This window comes from uncultured Nostoc sp. (assembly GCF_964245445.1).
GTDB lineage: Bacteria > Cyanobacteriota > Cyanobacteriia > Cyanobacteriales > Nostocaceae > Nostoc.
In genome coordinates, this window is the sequence record NZ_CAXTNE010000024.1 from 1 (window position 1) to 18,382 (window position 18,382).

The 18,382-nt window shown below is 41.2% G+C and carries 18 protein-coding genes; 5 read left to right on the forward strand and 13 right to left on the reverse strand.

The genetic code is table 11. The annotated features are described in order from the left end of the window. Window positions 1–642: leucine-rich repeat domain-containing protein (locus ACFE90_RS06530; RefSeq protein ID WP_375498847.1), on the reverse strand; the 642-nt coding region annotated here is incomplete at its 3' end. Between the two features lie 259 nt (window positions 643–901). Here ACFE90_RS06530 and ACFE90_RS06535 point away from each other — a divergent pair. Beyond that, window positions 902–1,054: a hypothetical protein gene (locus tag ACFE90_RS06535; protein ID WP_375498849.1), complete on the forward strand. Its 153-nt coding sequence runs from the start codon at window positions 902–904 to the stop codon at window positions 1,052–1,054. Window positions 1,055–1,214: 160 nt separating this feature from the next. Here ACFE90_RS06535 and ACFE90_RS06540 read toward each other — a convergent pair whose 3' ends face one another. The 4 genes from ACFE90_RS06540 to ACFE90_RS06555 form a co-directional block, all read right to left on the reverse strand. Beyond that, window positions 1,215–1,481, reverse strand: a complete 267-nt coding sequence (locus tag ACFE90_RS06540) for an NIL domain-containing protein (protein ID WP_118168346.1) — start codon at window positions 1,479–1,481, stop codon at window positions 1,215–1,217. 149 nt (window positions 1,482–1,630) lie between these two features. Continuing rightward, window positions 1,631–2,506 carry a sulfate ABC transporter permease subunit CysW gene (gene cysW, locus ACFE90_RS06545; protein WP_375498851.1) on the reverse strand — a complete coding sequence of 292 codons (876 nt, stop codon included), beginning with the start codon at window positions 2,504–2,506 and terminating at the stop codon, window positions 1,631–1,633. Beyond that, the gene (gene cysT / locus ACFE90_RS06550) at window positions 2,493–3,353 is read right to left on the reverse strand and encodes a sulfate ABC transporter permease subunit CysT (RefSeq protein ID WP_375498853.1); all 861 of its coding nucleotides are present in this window, start codon (window positions 3,351–3,353) and stop codon (window positions 2,493–2,495) included. The genes cysW and cysT overlap by 14 nt, the downstream gene beginning before the upstream one ends. A gap of 213 nt (window positions 3,354–3,566) precedes the next feature. Continuing rightward, window positions 3,567–4,709, reverse strand: a complete 1,143-nt coding sequence (locus ACFE90_RS06555; protein ID WP_375498855.1) for a sulfate ABC transporter substrate-binding protein — start codon at window positions 4,707–4,709, stop codon at window positions 3,567–3,569. Window positions 4,710–5,249: 540 nt separating this feature from the next. Here ACFE90_RS06555 and ACFE90_RS06560 point away from each other — a divergent pair. After that, window positions 5,250–6,389 carry a sulfate ABC transporter substrate-binding protein gene (locus tag ACFE90_RS06560; RefSeq protein ID WP_375498925.1) on the forward strand — a complete coding sequence of 380 codons (1,140 nt, stop codon included), beginning with the start codon at window positions 5,250–5,252 and terminating at the stop codon, window positions 6,387–6,389. A 75-nt stretch (window positions 6,390–6,464) separates the two neighbouring features. Here the strand turns inward: ACFE90_RS06560 and ACFE90_RS06565 are convergent, their stop codons facing one another. The 4 genes from ACFE90_RS06565 to purE all read right to left on the reverse strand — a co-directional run bounded on the left by ACFE90_RS06565 (window position 6,465) and on the right by purE (window position 9,686). After that, window positions 6,465–7,238 carry a sulfite exporter TauE/SafE family protein gene (locus tag ACFE90_RS06565; protein WP_375498857.1) on the reverse strand — a complete coding sequence of 258 codons (774 nt, stop codon included), beginning with the start codon at window positions 7,236–7,238 and terminating at the stop codon, window positions 6,465–6,467. 541 nt (window positions 7,239–7,779) lie between these two features. Next, on the reverse strand, window positions 7,780–8,559 hold the full coding sequence (locus ACFE90_RS06570) for a class II glutamine amidotransferase (protein WP_375498859.1): 780 nt from the start codon (window positions 8,557–8,559) through the stop codon (window positions 7,780–7,782). A gap of 162 nt (window positions 8,560–8,721) precedes the next feature. After that, window positions 8,722–9,021 carry a putative quinol monooxygenase gene (locus ACFE90_RS06575; RefSeq protein WP_375498861.1) on the reverse strand — a complete coding sequence of 100 codons (300 nt, stop codon included), beginning with the start codon at window positions 9,019–9,021 and terminating at the stop codon, window positions 8,722–8,724. A 146-nt stretch (window positions 9,022–9,167) separates the two neighbouring features. Continuing rightward, on the reverse strand, window positions 9,168–9,686 hold the full coding sequence (purE, locus tag ACFE90_RS06580; protein WP_375498863.1) for a 5-(carboxyamino)imidazole ribonucleotide mutase: 519 nt from the start codon (window positions 9,684–9,686) through the stop codon (window positions 9,168–9,170). Between the two features lie 152 nt (window positions 9,687–9,838). On the opposite strand from purE, the gene nagA reads away from it, so the two are divergent. Both nagA and ACFE90_RS06590 read left to right on the forward strand, forming a co-directional pair. Further along, window positions 9,839–11,059 (forward strand): N-acetylglucosamine-6-phosphate deacetylase, encoded by a 1,221-nt coding sequence (gene nagA, locus ACFE90_RS06585; protein ID WP_375498865.1) that lies wholly within the window; start codon window positions 9,839–9,841, stop codon window positions 11,057–11,059. 674 nt (window positions 11,060–11,733) lie between these two features. Further along, window positions 11,734–12,444, forward strand: coding sequence for a hypothetical protein (locus tag ACFE90_RS06590; protein WP_375498867.1), 711 nt, complete (start codon window positions 11,734–11,736; stop codon window positions 12,442–12,444). 388 nt (window positions 12,445–12,832) lie between these two features. On the opposite strand, the gene ACFE90_RS06595 is transcribed toward ACFE90_RS06590, so the two are convergent. The 3 genes from ACFE90_RS06595 to ACFE90_RS06605 all read right to left on the reverse strand — a co-directional run bounded on the left by ACFE90_RS06595 (window position 12,833) and on the right by ACFE90_RS06605 (window position 15,431). Further along, the gene (locus tag ACFE90_RS06595; RefSeq protein ID WP_375498869.1) at window positions 12,833–13,957 is read right to left on the reverse strand and encodes a site-2 protease family protein; all 1,125 of its coding nucleotides are present in this window, start codon (window positions 13,955–13,957) and stop codon (window positions 12,833–12,835) included. Window positions 13,958–14,119: 162 nt separating this feature from the next. Continuing rightward, complete coding sequence (locus tag ACFE90_RS06600) at window positions 14,120–14,953, reverse strand: sulfurtransferase (RefSeq protein ID WP_375498871.1); 834 nt, start codon at window positions 14,951–14,953, stop codon at window positions 14,120–14,122. A 58-nt stretch (window positions 14,954–15,011) separates the two neighbouring features. Continuing rightward, complete coding sequence (locus tag ACFE90_RS06605; RefSeq protein ID WP_375498873.1) at window positions 15,012–15,431, reverse strand: DUF6220 domain-containing protein; 420 nt, start codon at window positions 15,429–15,431, stop codon at window positions 15,012–15,014. 212 nt (window positions 15,432–15,643) lie between these two features. Between ACFE90_RS06605 and ACFE90_RS06610 the strand changes: the two genes are divergently transcribed. Further along, on the forward strand, window positions 15,644–16,309 hold the full coding sequence (locus tag ACFE90_RS06610) for a LuxR C-terminal-related transcriptional regulator (RefSeq protein ID WP_375498875.1): 666 nt from the start codon (window positions 15,644–15,646) through the stop codon (window positions 16,307–16,309). A gap of 160 nt (window positions 16,310–16,469) precedes the next feature. On the opposite strand, the gene ACFE90_RS06615 is transcribed toward ACFE90_RS06610, so the two are convergent. Further along, window positions 16,470–18,182: a putative bifunctional diguanylate cyclase/phosphodiesterase gene (locus ACFE90_RS06615; RefSeq protein ID WP_375498877.1), complete on the reverse strand. Its 1,713-nt coding sequence runs from the start codon at window positions 18,180–18,182 to the stop codon at window positions 16,470–16,472. Between the last annotated feature and the right edge of the window lie 200 nt (window positions 18,183–18,382).

An 18,382-nucleotide genomic window follows, 5' to 3' on the forward strand; every position in this document is an offset into this window, starting at 1 on the left:
GATCGCCTCTGGAATCTGGGTAATTTGGTTGCCACTGAGGTCAAGCTGGGTCAGATTGGTTAAATTAGCGATCGCCTCTGGAATCTGCGTAATTTGCTTGCCACTGAGGTCAAGCTGCGTCAGATTAATTAATTTAGCGATCGCCTCTGGAATCTGGGTAATTTGGTTGTAATGCAGGTCAAGCTGCGTCAGATTGGTTAATTTAGTGATCGCCTCTGGAATCTGGGTAATTTGGTTGCCACTGAGGTGAAGCTGGGTCAGATTGGTTAAATTAGCGATTGCATTAGGTATTTCAGTTAGCTTTACTCGAATTAAGATAAGTTTCTCTAAATGCAGTATTTGCGTTACCACATCGGGAATGCTCTCTAAAGGATTACCACTAATATCCAACTTACGCAAATTAGGCAAACCCAATAGTTCGAGTGGAAGCGTTTTTAAATTGTTGCTTGAAACCTTTTCGAGATAGCGGTTTCCTACGTATTCATAACCTTCAACCCTCTTTCCCAAAATCAAAGACTCAAGCTGCTTCAGCTTACCAATTTCTCCAGGTAACTCAGTCAACTCCTGCCCCGACAAGTCTAACTCTCGCCAACCCTCAGCGACAGCGCGATCTATCAGTACCAATAACTCATCTTGCGTCATAATTCCAAGGAAAAGGGTAGATTGAAAAAGAGGCAGGGAGCAAGGGGGATAGAACAGAAAAGATTCCACACATCGGCTATGCAGTTCGACTGCGCTCACCGTAAACTCAGTAACCATATTCCGCAACGCTTGTCGGCTCAAAGCTTGGGCAAATGACCCCTGTTCCTTTTCCCCCTGGCTCTTGTTTATGAAGATTATCTTAACTGATTAGGGAAAAATGCTAGACCATCACTTTTTAGCGATCGCGCATTGAGATTTTGTGATTAGCGATCACGCTGACTTGTCAGTTCGCTATTTGGGATATTGCGGATTTAGGCGATCGCGCCTTGAGATGTGGCGATCACATATATCAGTAAACCAAAAAGTTTTTCTCCAGAGAGCGATCGCTAAATACTTTCTTTTATTACTATGAAAAAATAAAATATTTGTAGGTTGGGTTGAACAAAGTGAAACCCAACCTACGCTTAGATTTATAAAAACTAATCACAAACATTGGTTTCTGATTTTTATCTCGTGAGAGTCAAAAAAGCTTTAGTAAGCTCAAAGTGATTTAATTTCACCTGCGTTTGATTTTACCAATCACTTGCTTTAGTGTCATCCCAGACTTCCAATTCCAAGTCGCGGAGATAGGTTAACCCGCTTTGAATTTGTGCATCTGTTCCTTGTAATTCAAGATCAAACCAACCATCACCGACAGCATTTGCTCCCAAAATCGCTGCGGTGATATTCACAGTCAGTCCGTAGTCAGATACCAGGCGAGAAATTACAGGTTCCTGGTGATAATCTTTGGGAATTCTTAGTCGAATCCGTTTGTTGGTAAGCGTATTGTCAGTAGCCATATCTGAATTATTTCAATCCCTGATAGAGATTGGTACAGAACTACTCTTAACTCTAACGGTAATTTCCTAATAGGTACTAAGTAGATTGTACCATGTTCCATGATTTGCTTGTAGCCTATTCAAAGGATAACTATAATCTCTTGATTTTTCTATTCAACATTTTTAATGCGGGTTTTCCGTTCTAAAAGCTCCTTCAGCACTAAGGTTACTACTGCTAGCAACGCTAATAGTACAGCCGCAGAGAAGGCAGCTTCGGTTTCATATTGTTTGTAAGCGTCTTCTACAAACAGTGGTAAGCTCTGGGTTTGGTCAGCAATATTGCCAGATACCACCGAAACCGCCCCAAATTCACCCATTGCTCTGGCATTGGTCAAAATTAAACCGTAGAGTAAGCCCCAACGGATACTAGGCAGAGTGACGCGCCAAAATATCTGCCAATCTTTCGCACCTAGAGTTCTAGCAGCTTCTTCTTGATCCTTACCAAATTCCTCTAATACTGGAATTACTTCCCGCGCCACAAAGGGCATACTCACGAAGGCTGTAGCCAATACCATACCTGGAAAGGCAAAGATTATCTTGATATCATGAGCCTGAAGCCAAGGGCCAAACCACCCATTGCGTCCGTAAAGTAGTACAATCATCAATCCTGCAACTACGGGCGAGATGGAAAAGGGCAGATCAATAATGCTCAAAACTACGGCGCGTCCAGGAAATTTATGACGAGCGATCGCCCAAGCTGCACATAAACCAAATACCGTATTTAAAGGTAGAGAAATCACAGCCAGCAATAGCGTTAGCCAAGCTGCATGGAGAAAAGCCGGCCGCGTCAGGTTGGATAGAAATGGCCCAACTCCCTTGCTGAAGGCTTGGATAAAAACGTTAATTGCCGGGATGTATTGAACTAGGGCTAAATAGGCGATCGCTATACCGATTAAAACTATTGGCACCCAACTCTTCTGCTCTTTCGGCTTGGCTGTATCTGTATCAGATGCAGATGAGTGAAAACTTGGTTTATCTACTGTCATATCGCCTTGCCCATGCTTGTAAGAAATTAATTGCTAATAGCAGTACCAACGAAATTGATAGTAAAACTATGCCAATTACTGTTGCACCAGAATAGTCATACTGCTCTAACCGTTGGAAAATCAACACAGGTGCGATCAAATCTTGATAGGGCGTATTGGAAGAGATAATCACAGTCGAACCATATTCCCCAACTGCACGGGAGAAACCCAAGGCAACGCCAGTTAAAATGGTCGGAAATAAGGGTGGCAAAATCACTTTCCAAAATGTCTGCCATTGAGAAGCACCCAGACACCAAGAGGCTTCTTCAATTTCATGTTCCATTTCCTGAAGCACGGGTTGCACAGTTCTCACGATAAAAGGTAGTGAGATAAATATCATTGCCACCGCTACTCCCGTGCGGGTAAAGGATACCTTAATTCCCAGTGGTGCTAGTAGCGAACCTATCCAGCCATTATCGCTATAAACTGTTGCCAGTGTTAACCCTGCTACCGAAGTTGGTAGTGCAAAGGGTAAATCCACTGTGGCGTCAATCAAGCGTTTGAAGGGAAAGTCGTAGCGAACCAAAACCCAGGCAATTAGAGTACCAAATACGCCATTAAGCAGGGCAGCAAAAATTGCTGTAAAAAAAGTGACATTATATGTTGCTAATGCCACATCACTGGTTGCGATCGCCCAAAATCTCGCCGGAGGTTCTGTACTTGCTTTCAAGAACATGGCAATTATGGGGATAAACAACATCACTGTCAGGTATCCTATAGTGATTCGCCAAGTCCAAGGAACCCGCCCCAATTTCTTCCAAAACGGTGTTTTGCGTTCAACTTTCAGAGACGGAGATACAATTGTCATAGTCAAAAATTCAAAATCTAAAATTCACAAGAAGTTTTGGCGTTGCTGATTGGGATATGAAAAATAATTTTTCGTCATTTTAAAATCTTTCTAGAGACGTTGCAATGCAACGTCTCTATATCCACATTCATACCTCGATTCACCAACGCCGAAGTTTTTTGTTAGTAGTCGGTCGTTTATTTCTACTGACACCAATCATTGACTAATGACTAATTACTTTTTCTTGGCTTGAATCTGGTCAAAAATCGCTCCATCTGCGAAGAACTTCTTATTGATTCCATCCCAACCACCGAAGTCTGCAACTGTACCCAAAGTTTTCACTTTAGGAAATTTGTCTGCAACTTCCTTACTTAGGGTCAAAGTATCATCCACTGGTCGGAATCCCAATCTTGCAAACTCCTGTTGAGCCTCTGGAGTATATAGATATTTGACAAAACCTTCGGCAACTTCACGCGTACCGTGCTTATCAACATTTTTATCTACCACTGCGATGGGATTATCGATAGATATATTGACATCAGGGATAATCGCAGTCAACTTTTCACCCTTTTGTTCTGCCAAGATAATCTCATTTTCATAGTTAATCAGGGCATCACCTTGACCCTGCTTGAAAAATGCATCAGTAGCTTCACGGGCATCTTTAGTCAATAAGGGCACATTTTTGTACACTTTGGTAACAAATTCAGTCGCTTTAGCATCATCTCCACCAGTTTTAATCACTGAATTCCAAAGAGCTAAGAAATTCCAGCGAGCAACTCCTGATGTTTTAGGATCAGCAGTAATTAGTTTTATACCTTCTTTAGACAAATCTTGCCAAGTCTTGATGTTTTTAGGATTTCCTGGACGAGTGACTAATGCTGCCACCGATTTGGAGACAATACCATTATTAGGAACTTCTTTTTCCCATCCTGATTGAATTAATCCAGCCTTCTCAATCTTTGAGGTGTCTCCAGCTAGTGCCAAGTGGACAACATCTGCTTCCAAACCATCGATAACGGCGCGAGTTTGGGAACCAGATCCGCCATAGCTTTGTTTGAAGGTGACAGTTTGGTTATGATCTTTCTTCCACTGTTCTACAAATTTAGGAATAATTGCTTCGTGAGCTGCTTTAGTAACTGCAAAAGAAACCAGAGTTAGTTCAACATTATCTTTGCTTGCAGCCACAGGAGTAGCACTAGGGGTTTCAGAGGCAGAATTACTCGTAGTTCCACCGGAGCAGGCGGCAAGCGCCACACTCAAAACAGTCCCTACTAAAAAGAGCGATACAAAGCTTTTGAGCGAATTTAGTCTGAACCTATATGTTCTATGTTCAGCGATCGCTTGTAACCTTTTCAGTGGGCGTTGCCACAAACTCATTCTATTTCCTCCGCTAAATCTACAGATAACTGATGGGAATACAGTTATATAGTGTTTATCATACTGGATAATTCTATGTATCTAGTTGCAAACACCACAAAACATCACATTCTTTATCAAGAACATGGTGATTTTACCAGTTCTGTGAGGAATTAGAAATGCTTTTATTTTCAACTATCAAATTGCGATCGCAGCAGTTTTTCCGATCAAGCAACTTGCTAGGGAATTTGGTATTGATTATTTCCCCCTGCTCTGATGCTCCAATGAAAGAGTAGTCAGATACTTTATACTAATTCTTTCCAAAGCTGTATAAAATCAACCCTGGTAAGACAATAGGCTTAAGAAACTGGTTCTATACAAATTTACAGATAATCGGTATTACATGTTTTTAGTACGAGTTTTCCGAGTGTAAATAAAGATTTTTAGTATAAAAATTTGAATTTCGAGAATTAATCTGATAATCTCTTTCTAAAGACAAACAACGGTAATTATATCAAATTACCGTTGTTTAATCAAGCAACTACACAACATCCAGTTTCCATGACACATCTGCAAGCCAAAAAGTTACAAGTTTCCCGCCCAGCCAGACAGCTATTTCTGCAATTAAAGCCTGCCTCAACTAGAACCTCTGCGTTATTATTAGCAACTGGTTTGAGCTTAAGTGTCCTTATCCCTGCTTATGCTGCGGGGAGTGCTGATAAAACTATTTCTGTTAACCAAAAGCCTCAATTGATTAGTCAAGGCGGTAAGACAGTTGAAATAACTCTGGTTTCCTACGCAGTCACCAAGGCTGCTTACCAAAAAATCATTCCTGAATTTGTAGCGAAATGGAAACGCGAAAAAGGTCAAAATGTAGTGATTCGGGAAAGCTATGGTGGTTCTGGCTCTCAAACCCGTGCAGTAATTGACGGATTAGAAGCAGATGTTGTAGCTTTGGCGCTGGCTTTGGATACCAAAAAAATTGAAAAAGCCGGACTGATTCAACCAGGTTGGGAGAAGGAAGCACCAAATAACTCAATTGTGACTCACTCAGTAGTTGCTCTAGAAACTCGTGAAGGTAATCCGAAAAAGATCCAGACTTGGAGTGATTTAATCAAACCAGGAGTCAAGGTGATTACAGCCAATCCCAAGACTTCAGGAGGCGCACGGTGGAACTTTCTGGCTTTGTGGGGTGCAATAATCAAAAATGGTGGAAGTGAAGCCCAAGCTCTTAACTATGTTAGCCAAGTCTTTCGCAATGTCCCTGTGTTACCTAAAGATGCGCGGGAATCAAGCGATGTCTTTTACAAAAAAGGTCAAGGGGATGTTCTGCTTAACTACGAAAACGAGATTATCTTAGCAGCACAACAAGGAAAAAGTTCACCTTCTTATGTGGTTCCCCAGGTAAACATTTCTATAGATGCCCCAGTAGCAGTTGTGGATAAGATTGTTGACAAGCACCGTACCCGCGAGGTTTCGGAAGGTTTCGTCAAGTTCCTTTTTACACCGGAAGCTCAACGTGAGTTTGCCAAAGTTGGTTTTCGACCTGTTAACTCTACTGTAACAAAGGAAGTACAGAATAAATTTCCTAAGATTTCTAAGCTTTACAACGTTCAGAGTTTGGGAGGCTGGGATACTCTTCAGAAGAAGTTTTTTGACGACGGCGCAATCTTCGACAAAATACAAAGTGGGCAACGCTAATATAGCCTTTTTGATTTAGATTTGTATTCAACAGCTGTTCATGAGTGCAATTTTTATGAACAGCTTGTTAAGTATTTAGATTTTTGGTGAATATGCAACAAAATCAAATAATGTCTTGAGTGCAAGAACAATTACTGTAGTGAGAAATATACGCCGTAACCAGAGGTTGCTTAGTCTGAGGGCAACCCGTGATCCGACAATTCCTCCAATGAACATAGTAATACTCAAAATAATACCTAGTTTGTAATCAACTATTCTTTGTATAAAGAAAATAATGGTGGCAATTAGGGAAGAAAAAATGTTGATAAACTTTGTGTTTGCTACCGCCTGAACAAATGTCATCCGAAATAGGCTGACATAAGCTGCTGTGAGCATGGTGACATAGCCACCACTAAAGAAACCACCATAAATACCAAGCACAAAAGTTGCCAGATATCCACCAATTTCTGCTATTGGTGATGGTTTTCCTATTCTTGAAACGATTCCAGCATTCCGATTCGTGATTGAAAACACGGCAACCAAAATCATCAAAATCGAGATAATAAGAGGCATCGATTTTGAAGGTACAACTAAAACAAGTAATGCACCGATGATTGAGCCTAAAAGCGTTAGAAAAATCATTATTGGCAAATGACTGTGGTACATTGCCTTTTTACCAATAAAAGGCAATGTACCACCAACACTCATAAAGGTTAATGCCAACATATTAGTGGCAAGAGCAATACGCGGTTCAATACTCAATTGCAACATTACAGGGACGGTAATTAAAGAAGTGCTTCCTGTAATGACACTTATTACACTTGTTATAAAGAAGATTGCAATTAGAAAGAGTAGTTGGGTAACAGTCATTAAAAATTTTATTTTTATGTTGTTAGGAATACATTTTTTTAAATGATGCTTACAGTAATAAACAGATATGTAAAATTCTTATTTGAAAAGAGGTGTAGCTTTTTTTTAACTATAATAATATAGATAAAATTTAGTGTAAAGGATAAATTTTTATACCAAATAAAGCGGTATTTATTATGAAAATTAGTCCACCTAAGTTGGTATAAAAATGTATATTTTGGTAATTTACAACAGTTGTAGATAAAATTTTCCAGGCGTGTAAACTGAAGATGAAACCTTTTATATAAGCTCATTTACAGGTATAAGAAGAAAATGTTTTTTCTTGCGGTTCTGTGGCGATAAAGTAAGGGTTTGCCTTACAGAGCGCATTTTTAGTCAGAGACTAGGAACGTGGCATGTGCCCCTAAATATCGAGTCTATTACCTGAAAACAAATGTAAATTACTCAAGATGAAAAGTACGAAAAACAAAACCCATCTAGAAAGTATCTAAATGGGTAAAAATTCTGGTTAATTTTTGAATTAGCCAACAGGATCAGATTCTTAACTGAATGCATATTTCAGAGGTAATCCATCCTGAAAAACTAGTAATTCTCCTGGTTGGATTTGTGTCCAAACTTCGTTGTCAGTCAGGGGGGTGGTGGCAATGACAGCGACGCGATCGCGTTCTGTAGTCACCTCCCGGAAATCTACGGTCATGTCTTGGTCAATTAAATGGGCAGCTGCAAAGGGCGCTTGGCGGACAATGTAGCTAAGTTTGGTTGAGCAATAAGCAAAAAAGTGGACTCCATCTGATAATAAGTAATTAAATATACCCAATTTTGCAATTACAGCAGTAATTTCTTGCAGCACAAGGTACAGTTCCTTTATGTCAGGCTTACCCTGAGGAAAGCGTGATCGCAATGTTTCTAGCATCATACAGAATGCTTTTTCACTATCTGTATCACCTACGGCTTGATAAAAGCCCAATTTTTCTGGGTCAAAATTTGGCAAATTACCATTGTGGGCAAACACCCAATACTGACCCCACAATTCTCTGCGGAAAGGATGGCAGTTGTGTAAGGCAACTTCACCCTGAGTAGCTTTACGGATATGGGCTATGACATGGGTTGAGTGGATGGGATAACTCCGCACAAACTCCGCTACCGGAGAAGCAACAGAAGGCTGGGCATCTAAAAACATTCGACATCCCTTTCCTTCAAAGAAAGCAATGCCCCAACCATCTTTATGATCATCCGTTTTTCCTCCCCGTGCAGAAAACCCTTCAAAAGAAAAGCAAATATCCGTTGGAACATTGCAATTCATTCCGAGCAGTTGACACATGGATGTTGCAGCTCTCAATTTTTGACTAAGGCCTCAGCATCAAGATACTTCAGAATGCTGCCTTGATTCTGGAGCGATCGCTTCAATCTTAAAATTTAAAACTGAGATATTCCAAAATGATCCCCAAAAATAAAGAATCTGCTTCAAGTTAGCAATATGACACTATGCCAAAAGATGGTATTGGCGGATATCTGGTGCAGCAGCCACTAAACCTTTTAGTTTGGCTGCTCCCGCTTGGAGATGGGGTGAATCTAGATGAGTATTTAGGGCTTCATGAGAAGTCCACTCTTCTACAAAAGTAAAGTCTGTTGGGTCGTACTGGTTTTGCAAAAGCTCATACTTGATCGCACCTGCTTCCTGACGGGTTGGCTCAATGAGTTCCAACAGTACAGCTTTTAGTTCTTCTACTTTGTTAGGCAAAGCAATAATATGGGCAATAACACGAATAGTTTGGTTAGTCATTTGTTATTTGTCATTTGTCATTCGTCATTGGTAAAATACATTAAAGCCTCTTTTTGCTTGCCTAACGGCAGGCTGACGCCAACCGGGAGAGGAATGGAAGCGGGGTTTTAAGAATAAGTTGCACATGGCGTAAATTACGAATTATCTTAAAACATTTGTTGTAAATATTGCTCATAGCCTAATTCTTCTAGTTTTGCTTGCTTTGCAATTACTGATTCAGATATGGTTTGGCGATATTGCTGCACTCTTTCTAACAATTCTGGTTGATGAGTTGCGAGGATTTGTACTGCTAAAAGTCCGGCATTTTTGGCATTACCGATCGCCACTGTTGCTACAGGAATACCCGCAGGCATTTGTAAAATAGAATACAAAGAATCAACGCCTTGTAAGTTACGGGTAGGTACAGGAACACCAATAACAGGAAGTGGAGTTAAAGACGCTACCATTCCCGGCAGATGGGCAGCACCACCAGCACCAGCAATAATTACCTTAATACCGCGTTGGTGTGCAAATTGAGCATATTGCACCATGCGTTCTGGGGTACGATGAGCAGAAACGAGCGCCACTTCGGTTTCAACACCAAATTCTTCACAAACTGCGATCGCGTCTTTCATGGTGGGCAAATCGGAATCGCTGCCCATGATAATACCAACTAAGGGAGTCATAATAATTCAAAATTCAAAATTCAAAATTATTTCAGCTAGCTTATGGAAGCTAAGTAATGCCGATCATCATCTCATCTATTGGCGTTGTTTGAATTGATTTATTGATATTGGTTGCATCTAAAATCAGATTTAGCTATCTTCTCGTCAGTGTGATGACCCAAGCAACACAAAATCCTGTAGATATTATTAATGCTAGAGTGCCTGGTTACAAAGATTTGCAGATGCTCTTGGTTAACCAAGAAGGCATAATTGAGGAAATCTTGCCAATGGGGACGATAGGTATGCACAGATGTACGTCCCTACTAGATGTAGCAGGTGACTGGATTTCTCTAGGCGGCGTTGATTTGCAAATTAACGGTGCCTTGGGTTTGGCATTTCCCGAATTGACGGCTGAAAATACTTATATACTCCAGAAAATCTCACGATTTTTGTGGGATGTTGGGGTAGATGGATTTTTACCTACACTTGTGACAACTTCAGTAGAAAATATTCAGCGATCGCTTGCTATTATTGCTGAAGTTATCCCCAGTCAACAAGCTGATGCCAAAATTCTGGGAGTACATCTAGAAGGCCCATTTTTGAATTTCCAAAAGCGCGGCGCACACCCAGCAGAGTATTTATTACCCTTAACAATTGATCAGGTAAAGCGGGTTTTGGGTAATTATGCTCATGTTGTGAAAGTTATCACCTTAGCACCGGAGTTAGATTTAACTGGTGAAGTAATTCCATATTTGCGTTCTCTAGGAATTACTGTCAGTTTAGGACACTCTCAGGCAACAGAGGCCCAAGCACAACGTGCCTTTGAGCAGGGTGCAACGATGGTAACTCATGCTTTCAACGCCATGCCAGGATTACATCACCGCGAACCAGGATTATTAGGGGCAGCAATTACCCATCCTGATGTAATGTGTGGTTTTATTGCTGATGGTGAACACGTTTCGCCTACGATGCTGCAAATTTTACTTCGCGCTAGCAATTATGAAAAAGGGCTGTTCCTCGTCAGCGATGCCCTTTCACCTCTGGGGTTACCCGATGGGGTGTATCCTTGGGACAGTCGGCAAATTGAAGTTAAAAAGGGTACGGCACGACTGGCGGATGGCATTTTGTCGGGGACGACTTTACCCTTGTTGGTGGGAGTGCAGAATTTGGTGAAGTCGGGAATTTGCGACGTAGAAAGTGCAATTTTACTAGCTACTAATGCACCGAGAAAAGCGATTGGTTTACCAGGAATTGTCAAGAGTCAACCCGCTAATTTATTACGCTGGCATTGGGATGAGACTACAAAAGAATTAACTTGGCAACGTGTTCTCACCGCAGAGATGGTGAAGAAGGCAAGAGGTTGGAATTTATCGGTTACTCTCAACTGCATCTAATTCCAAACTTGGGAAAATGAAAAAGGGAAAGGGTTTTTGATCGCTAAGGACTAATTGCTGTGATAACGATAAAATTCCTACCTTCTTCAATGCCTCATTCTCACTGATTATTCAGGCAATGAATACATTTTTCCTGTGATAAGAACTTTTATTACAGGAAAAGACATATTTTAAAAACCATTTATAAACTAAATCTTTTGTAGGGTGTGTTATTGCTTTAGCCTAACGCACCGTTATATAACACGGTGCGTTAGGCGCGAGAGTCATATTTTTTTTGACAAATAATATCAAAATATGCGCTTAACACAACGCCAGTTGCAACAAGAGTGGCTCCCCTACAAGAATTTAATTTTTACTTTATAAATCGCCTCTTAGGGCGACAGATCAAACTCAAATACAGTAAGCATCTTGGACTTAGCTTACATTCCTGTTCCATTGCTTGCTACTCGCGTGCACGATCGCTCTTTGGGAAAAACTTTTTGGTTTACTGATCTGCCCTCTGGGGGCTTGTCTAAGTTGTTAATTGGTTACTTGCAGCCTAATAAAATGTTATATATATGTTTTTTGCTTGCTGTCAACCCCCCTAAGATTGATTGCGTAAGCAGAATTAGTATTCTATTTTACTATTAGTTACAAGATTTCATTGAATTACATTAAGTCATGGAAAGAAGTAAATGACAGTTATTAACGGCAATTTTGAGGTTGGTACTTTCAGTAATTGGCGAACTATCGGTGATACCAAAATTGAGACCGCAGCTTTGGGAACTGGCACTAGCGAAGGCACTTTTCAAGCCTTACTTACCACTGGTGCTAGTGCTTCTGGGGGTGCAGTTGAGCAATCAGATTTGGAAGAATTTCTCAATTTATCATCTGGTCTGTTGGATAACTTAGGCAATGGAGATGCGACAGAAGGTTCTGCAATTAAACAGACTTTTACAGCCAATGCTGGCGATGTCTTGACTTTTGATTGGAACTTCTTGACTAATGAGGGAACTCCATCTTCTTTCAACGATTTTGCGTTTTTTGGCATCAGTCCTTTTGCTTTGGAATTAGCAGATACTAATTCGAGCGGTTTTTTGGGGACTTCAGCTGTCAATTTTAGTCAAGAAACAGGTTTTCAAACTATTTCTATTGGCATTGCTCAAACTGGAACCTACACTTTAAATTTTGGGGTTGTAGATGTTGGCGATACTGTTGTTGATTCGGCACTAATAGTTGACAATATCCAAGTTCTGTCCTTCGGTAGCATTCCTTCAAAGGATGATGTCCTATTCGGAACCAAAGGTTTTGTGGGTGAGTCACCCTTGAGTAGTTCTCCAAGTACTAATGTTGAACAGTTTATTGGGAGTAACGCCATAGACAGAGGGAGGGACACGACTTTCTGATGATCAGGGTTGAATTATCAATTACATCGCTCAAAGAAAATCGGCGGGAATCCAACTCCTTCAAGGGGTGTCCGGGACAGCCGCCCGTCTATTTAGTTATTAGTCATTCGTCATTGGTGCTAATGACTATTGACTAATGACCAATGATTCGATTTCCCCACGGCTTTTTATGAAAATGAACAAAGCGATGTTTTCATAAAAAGCCGTGGTATGAGTTAATTTTCAATAAAACCAGGGAGGGGGCGGGCTGCACCTACGCATCCCGAAATGCTCATTACCCACCATCAAATTTTCAAAAACTTTTTCCCAGTAAAGAGTAAGATATCTGCAAGGATTCCCCACCAAATTTTTAATTATGGTGGGGAATCCTTAGCCGCGATCGGTTGAACTATGCAGGGTTAGGTTGGGTTCGGCTTTGAAGTAGCTGAATAATAGCAGCTTTTTCTAAGATTCCAACTAGAACACCATTCTTACGAATCACGGGAAGCACAGATAGCTTTTGTTGTTCGAGTAACTGCATGACTTCCAGCAGAGGTTGATCGGATTGAACTGTGGTAGATTCGGTAATTGGTCGCATGACTTCTTTTACTTGAGTTTCTGACCACAGTGCTGTTGGGATGGTTCGTAAATTATCAACTGCGATCGCACCTACTAATTGTCCATCATCATCAGTCACTAAGAACCGATGCCAGTTTTGCCCACTTATAACTCGCTCATCGGCAAACTCTCTCAGGGTAAGATTAGCAGATACAATCGGGCTATCATGAGTTACAGCATCTTCAGCAGTCAAACCTGTGAGCTTTTCTTGCACTCTGGCAAATTGAGCCGAATTACCAGCATTTTGCAACAAGAAGAAGCCAACTAACAAGTTCCAGAAGTTACCTGCGCTGCCAAATAATACTAAGGGAAGTACACCTGAAAGAATTGCTACCCAACCAAAGATTTGCCCAACTCGACTAGCAAAGGTCACACCTTTATAAGGATTGCCTGTAATTTTCCAAACGATGGCTTTCAGTATATTTCCGCCATCTAAGGGCAAGCCAGGAATCAGGTTAAACAGGGCTAATGCCAAGTTAACAGAAGCTAAAACACCAAGAATTGCAGCTAACGGCCCTGATGCAGTAGTAGTAACACCAATAGCTGTAACGATACCGCACAGTAGTAAGCTAACTAAGGGCCCAGCGATCGCTACCCAAAAAGCTTCACCTGGGGTTTTCGATTCTTTTTCTAAGCTTGCTAAACCGCCAAATATAAACAGAGTAATAGATTTGACATCAATACCTTGACGAATTGCAACAAAACTGTGGCCTAATTCATGGGCGACGACAGAGGCAAATAACATTAGCGCTGTCATCAATCCCAGTAGCAAAGCTAATCCCGCAGATAATTGGGGAAATTGTGCCCCCAGTCCACTGCTATAGCTCCAAGTTACTAAACCCAGAACTAAAAACCATGACGGATGGATATAGAAGGGAATTCCGAAGAGATTACCAACGCGAATTGTGCCATTCATATCGTTCACCTTTGATTTCAGCTTCGAGAGGTTTGCTTTCGTCCTTCTCGATATCTTTAGTGTAACGAAATGTTAAGAGCTTTTAATCTTGATGACGGTAGTGGTGTCCGTCCGTAAAGGTGCGGTTATTGGCAGTATTGGGAGCATCCCAAGAAACTCTCACTACCTTTCTATAGTTACATCAGGCAGGCGGCTCCACTCATTCCAAGAGCCATCGTAATTCCGAACATTCGGATAGCCTAATAAATACTTTAGGACAAACCAGGTATATCCAGAACGCCCACCGATCGCACAGTAGGGAAACACTTCCCGATCAGCCATAATGCCTTTACTGGTATAAAGATTTTTCAATTCGTCGAATGATTTAAAAGTTCCATCCTCATTGAGAGTTAAGATATGCTCAAGATGGACTGCACCTGGAATATGTCCAGTAAGTTCACCTTCTTTTGGTGGCTGATCGAAAAACCATTCACCATAATATTCTTGAAGTGTTCGGACATCCAATAAAACGGTATCACTTCGACCAATTGATGCTTGAACTTCATTATGTAATACTCGCAGATGAGCATTAGTAGCTTTGGCATGGTAATCAGTGGAACCAAACGTGGATAACTCAGTTGCCAGTGGACGATCTTCTGACTTCCATTTCTGGTAGCCGCCATTAAGAACTCGTACATTCTCATGCCCAAAGACTTTCAACAACCAGAAAATCCAGGCTCCTGTTCCAGGATAATTGCCATAGGCAATTACTGTTGTATCATTGGTGATGCCTGAGCGTGCCATCAGCCTTTCAAAAGCTCGCGCATCCAAATTCATCTTCAAATCGGGCAATAGTAAATCTGTAAAGATGTCCCAGAAAATAGCACCAGGTATGTGAGCATTTTTGTATAGCTCTGGACTCATACCCACTTCGATAATGCGGATGTTTGGATCGTTGAGATGATTTGCAAGCCAGTGAGTATCAATGAGAACGGATGGATAAGCGTATTGAGACACTTAATATTTCTCCTGTAATAGCGCTAAAAGAATTGAAAGTTGTGTTTACTCTTCGGATTTAGTCTTGGTTGTGGTTGGGAAATACGATGTGCGATGTCCGATGAACTAGGGTTGTAGAAATAGAGAATAAGGAAAAGCCGATGAGTGGGTGGAAGACAGCTAAAGGAAAAGAAGTCTTCAAGTGAATTGTGAGAAATTGCAATCCAAGCAGCACTGGGATACTTGCTGTAAGGCTTTGGACTCTTCGAGGAAACGGCATCAAAAACACCCATATCAACAAAATTAGTGAGAGTCCGCTATATCCTCGCACGAGCCAAATATGTAAGTTCCACCAATCAGAGTTGTAAAAGTAAGCCAGTCCAACACTGAATACTTGGGTTGCTAAACAGAGATTGAAAAACACCACTGCGATAAAAAAACTGATTTGAATCCAACGCCTGGATATCTGTGTATCATCAATGCCAGAATTTATAGTCATGGTTAAGTAATCCAAAAAAAGCAAACAAATTAGTCATTGGTCATTGGTCATTGATAAAGAGTTTTTTGGTACCTACCTCGCTCTTATAATGGGCGAAAAAAACTAATGACTAAGGACTAATGACTTTGCGAAGCAGTTTGATGTAACAAAAGCTAGGATAGGTCTGGTTGTTATACTGCGCCTAGACCTCGAAAGAGTACAATTTGCCAATCATGATTGCCTTACAAGCTCTATTTCATGCAATTGCTCAAGCTGAAGATGAACAGACATTGCGATCGCACATACCCGCAGAAATGAGTGAGTATTTTTCAGCTACACGATGTGGGCTATTTTTCTTTGCTCAAATTCCTCTAGCTAACAGCAAGCTCCAAAAAGCGCTGCAAATTGCATTATCACCGCAACACAATCCAGTTGCACGCTACTTGCTAGAACGCCATGTCCCTGTTCATGAAGCTTTGGTAGTAGAACCTAAGACATGGCAGTTGATTTGTCCTCGTCCTGATCACTGGCACGTCATGGCAGGGCCAATTGTCAGCAATGGTAAGTTAGTGGGGGTGGTAGGTTTTACCCGTGAGCAAGGAATGCCTGCATTCGACTCACAAAATCTCACAGATTTGAGTGCGCTTTGTCTGCACATTTCTACTTGGGTGACAATGGCGCGAGCGCAACACCCATTACTATTACAGACAGAGCGTTTAACGCCTCGTGAAATGCAAATTGCTTCCTTGGTAGCTCAAGGACAAACCAATGCAGAAATTAGTGCTGAACTTTGGATTACTGAAAACTCTGTCAAGCAAGCCTTAAAAAGGATGTTTCGCAAGCTTGAGGTTTCATCTCGTACTCAGATGGTTGCAAAGCTTTCCACAGTTTTAAAATAAATGCCCTGTGCTAATCATTTCTATCAAAATTAAGGTGAAACGGCTGAAGGGGAAAAGGAAAAGGTTTTGAATACATCCTTTACCTTTTTCCAGACCACAAGCAAGGTGAAGATTACTTATCCGAAGCGGATTCGGGTGACTCTCTGGCTTAGGCATCCACCTATAGTGCAATTGTCTCCATCTGCTGAGAACTTTTCTGCAACATCGGGGCAATTATATCAGCAGGGACAGGACAACTGAAGTAGTAACCCTGACCTTCGTCACATCCCTGCATTTTCAGGTAGTCAAGCTGTTCTTGGGTTTCCACACCCTCTGCCGTGATACTCAACCGGAGGCTTTTTGCGAGGGCAATGATGGCATCGGTGACGGCAGCGCTATCAGGATTGGACATGACATCCTGCACAAATGACTGATCAATCTTCAGTATATTCACAGGAAAGCGCTTCAAGTAGTTCAAGGAGGAATAACCAGTGCCGAAGTCGTCTAGAGCCAAGTATATACCGAGTTCTCGTAATTGTTTTAAGGTTTTAACCGATCGCTCAATGTTACCCATCAAGAAGCTTTCTGTTACTTCCAGTTCCAGATCAGATGCTTGGAGTTCAGTCTCCTCAAGAATTTGGTTAATGACCTCAACCAGATACGGTTGTTCAAACTGTCGGGCTGACAGATTCACAGATATCCGAATTGGGGTAAATCCAGCAAGCTGCCAAGCACGGTTTTGGGCGCAGGCAGTTCGCAAGACCCATTCGCCAATTGGTACGATCGCACCATTGGCTTCTGCAATCGGAATAAATTTTGCTGGAGAAATCATACCTAAAGTAGGATGCTGCCAGCGAATCAACGCTTCCATAGCTGTAACTTTTCCGCTATGTAAATCAATCAGAGGTTGATAGTAAACCATCATTTCGTTGCGCTCAAGCGCCCCATGTAATTCATTTTCTAATGTCAGTCGCTCCTGTAATTGAGCATTAATTTCCGGCGAATAGAATTGGTATTGGCTACGCCCTTGCTGCTTCGCTTGGTAAAGCGCTATATGAGCCTGCTGCAAGAGTTGATCTATGCTATTGCGATCATTTATGCCATTAATTACGATCCCAATGCTGGCGGTGATATGAATCGAGTTACCCCCAACAGAAAAAGGTTTGCTCAGGGTATTCAACAGCACCTGAGATAGCTTAATCACACTTTCAAAAGAATGAATCTCTGTTCGGGTAAAGGCAAATTCATCTTTGCTCAAATGGGCAAGAATATCTGTTTGTGCCATACAGGTTGATAACCTCTGGGCAACTGCTCTTAACAACAAATTTATTGTTTCATGCTCCAACCCATGACTTATCCCAGTGAAATCATCAATACTTAGCAAAAAGACAGCTACAAGGCGCTGGTTGTTTTCAGGTTTGGATATAATTTCAAAGAGGCGATCGCAGAATAAATCACGATTGGGCAATCCAGTCAAGTCATCATAATTAGTGATGTAGTGAATTAACTCATCTAATTTGTGAAGAGTTCGTGAGGTATCTGCCATTAATGTACCCGCTTCATCAGCAAATTCTGTGGGCAATTCAGGTAGGGTTTTGGTGTTCAGATAATTTTGCAATGTAGCAGATGTCAAAATGACCGGTTTGAGCAAATGGTTTAGCGCATAGAGGGTGGCGGCTGTACCCGCTAACGTCGCCAACAGAGCAATAATCATAACTCGCGCCGCCATCTCTAAAGAATAGGAGTTTGAGATGACGAAACTCAAAAGTAAGGTCAAAAGTGGTACGTGAGTGCCCAAAAATGCCACCAACATGATTTTAGCGGTGTAACTTTTATTGAGCCATCCGAAATGAGCTAAGAACGAGTATAGGTAGAGCTTGTGATTGAGTTTCATAAATAATGTTCGATAGTTGGCAAATTAGTTCCGAGCTATCCTGACAAAAAAGTATTTTTAGTTCACATTCCAGTGGAATTAGCTCTCATAGAACCCAACCCTGATCAGGTTATATATTATGCTTCCCAATTTAGTTTTATACTTGATATATATAACGATAAAGTTTGTGTAAAACTTATTTTATAAGTATTTTCAGCATT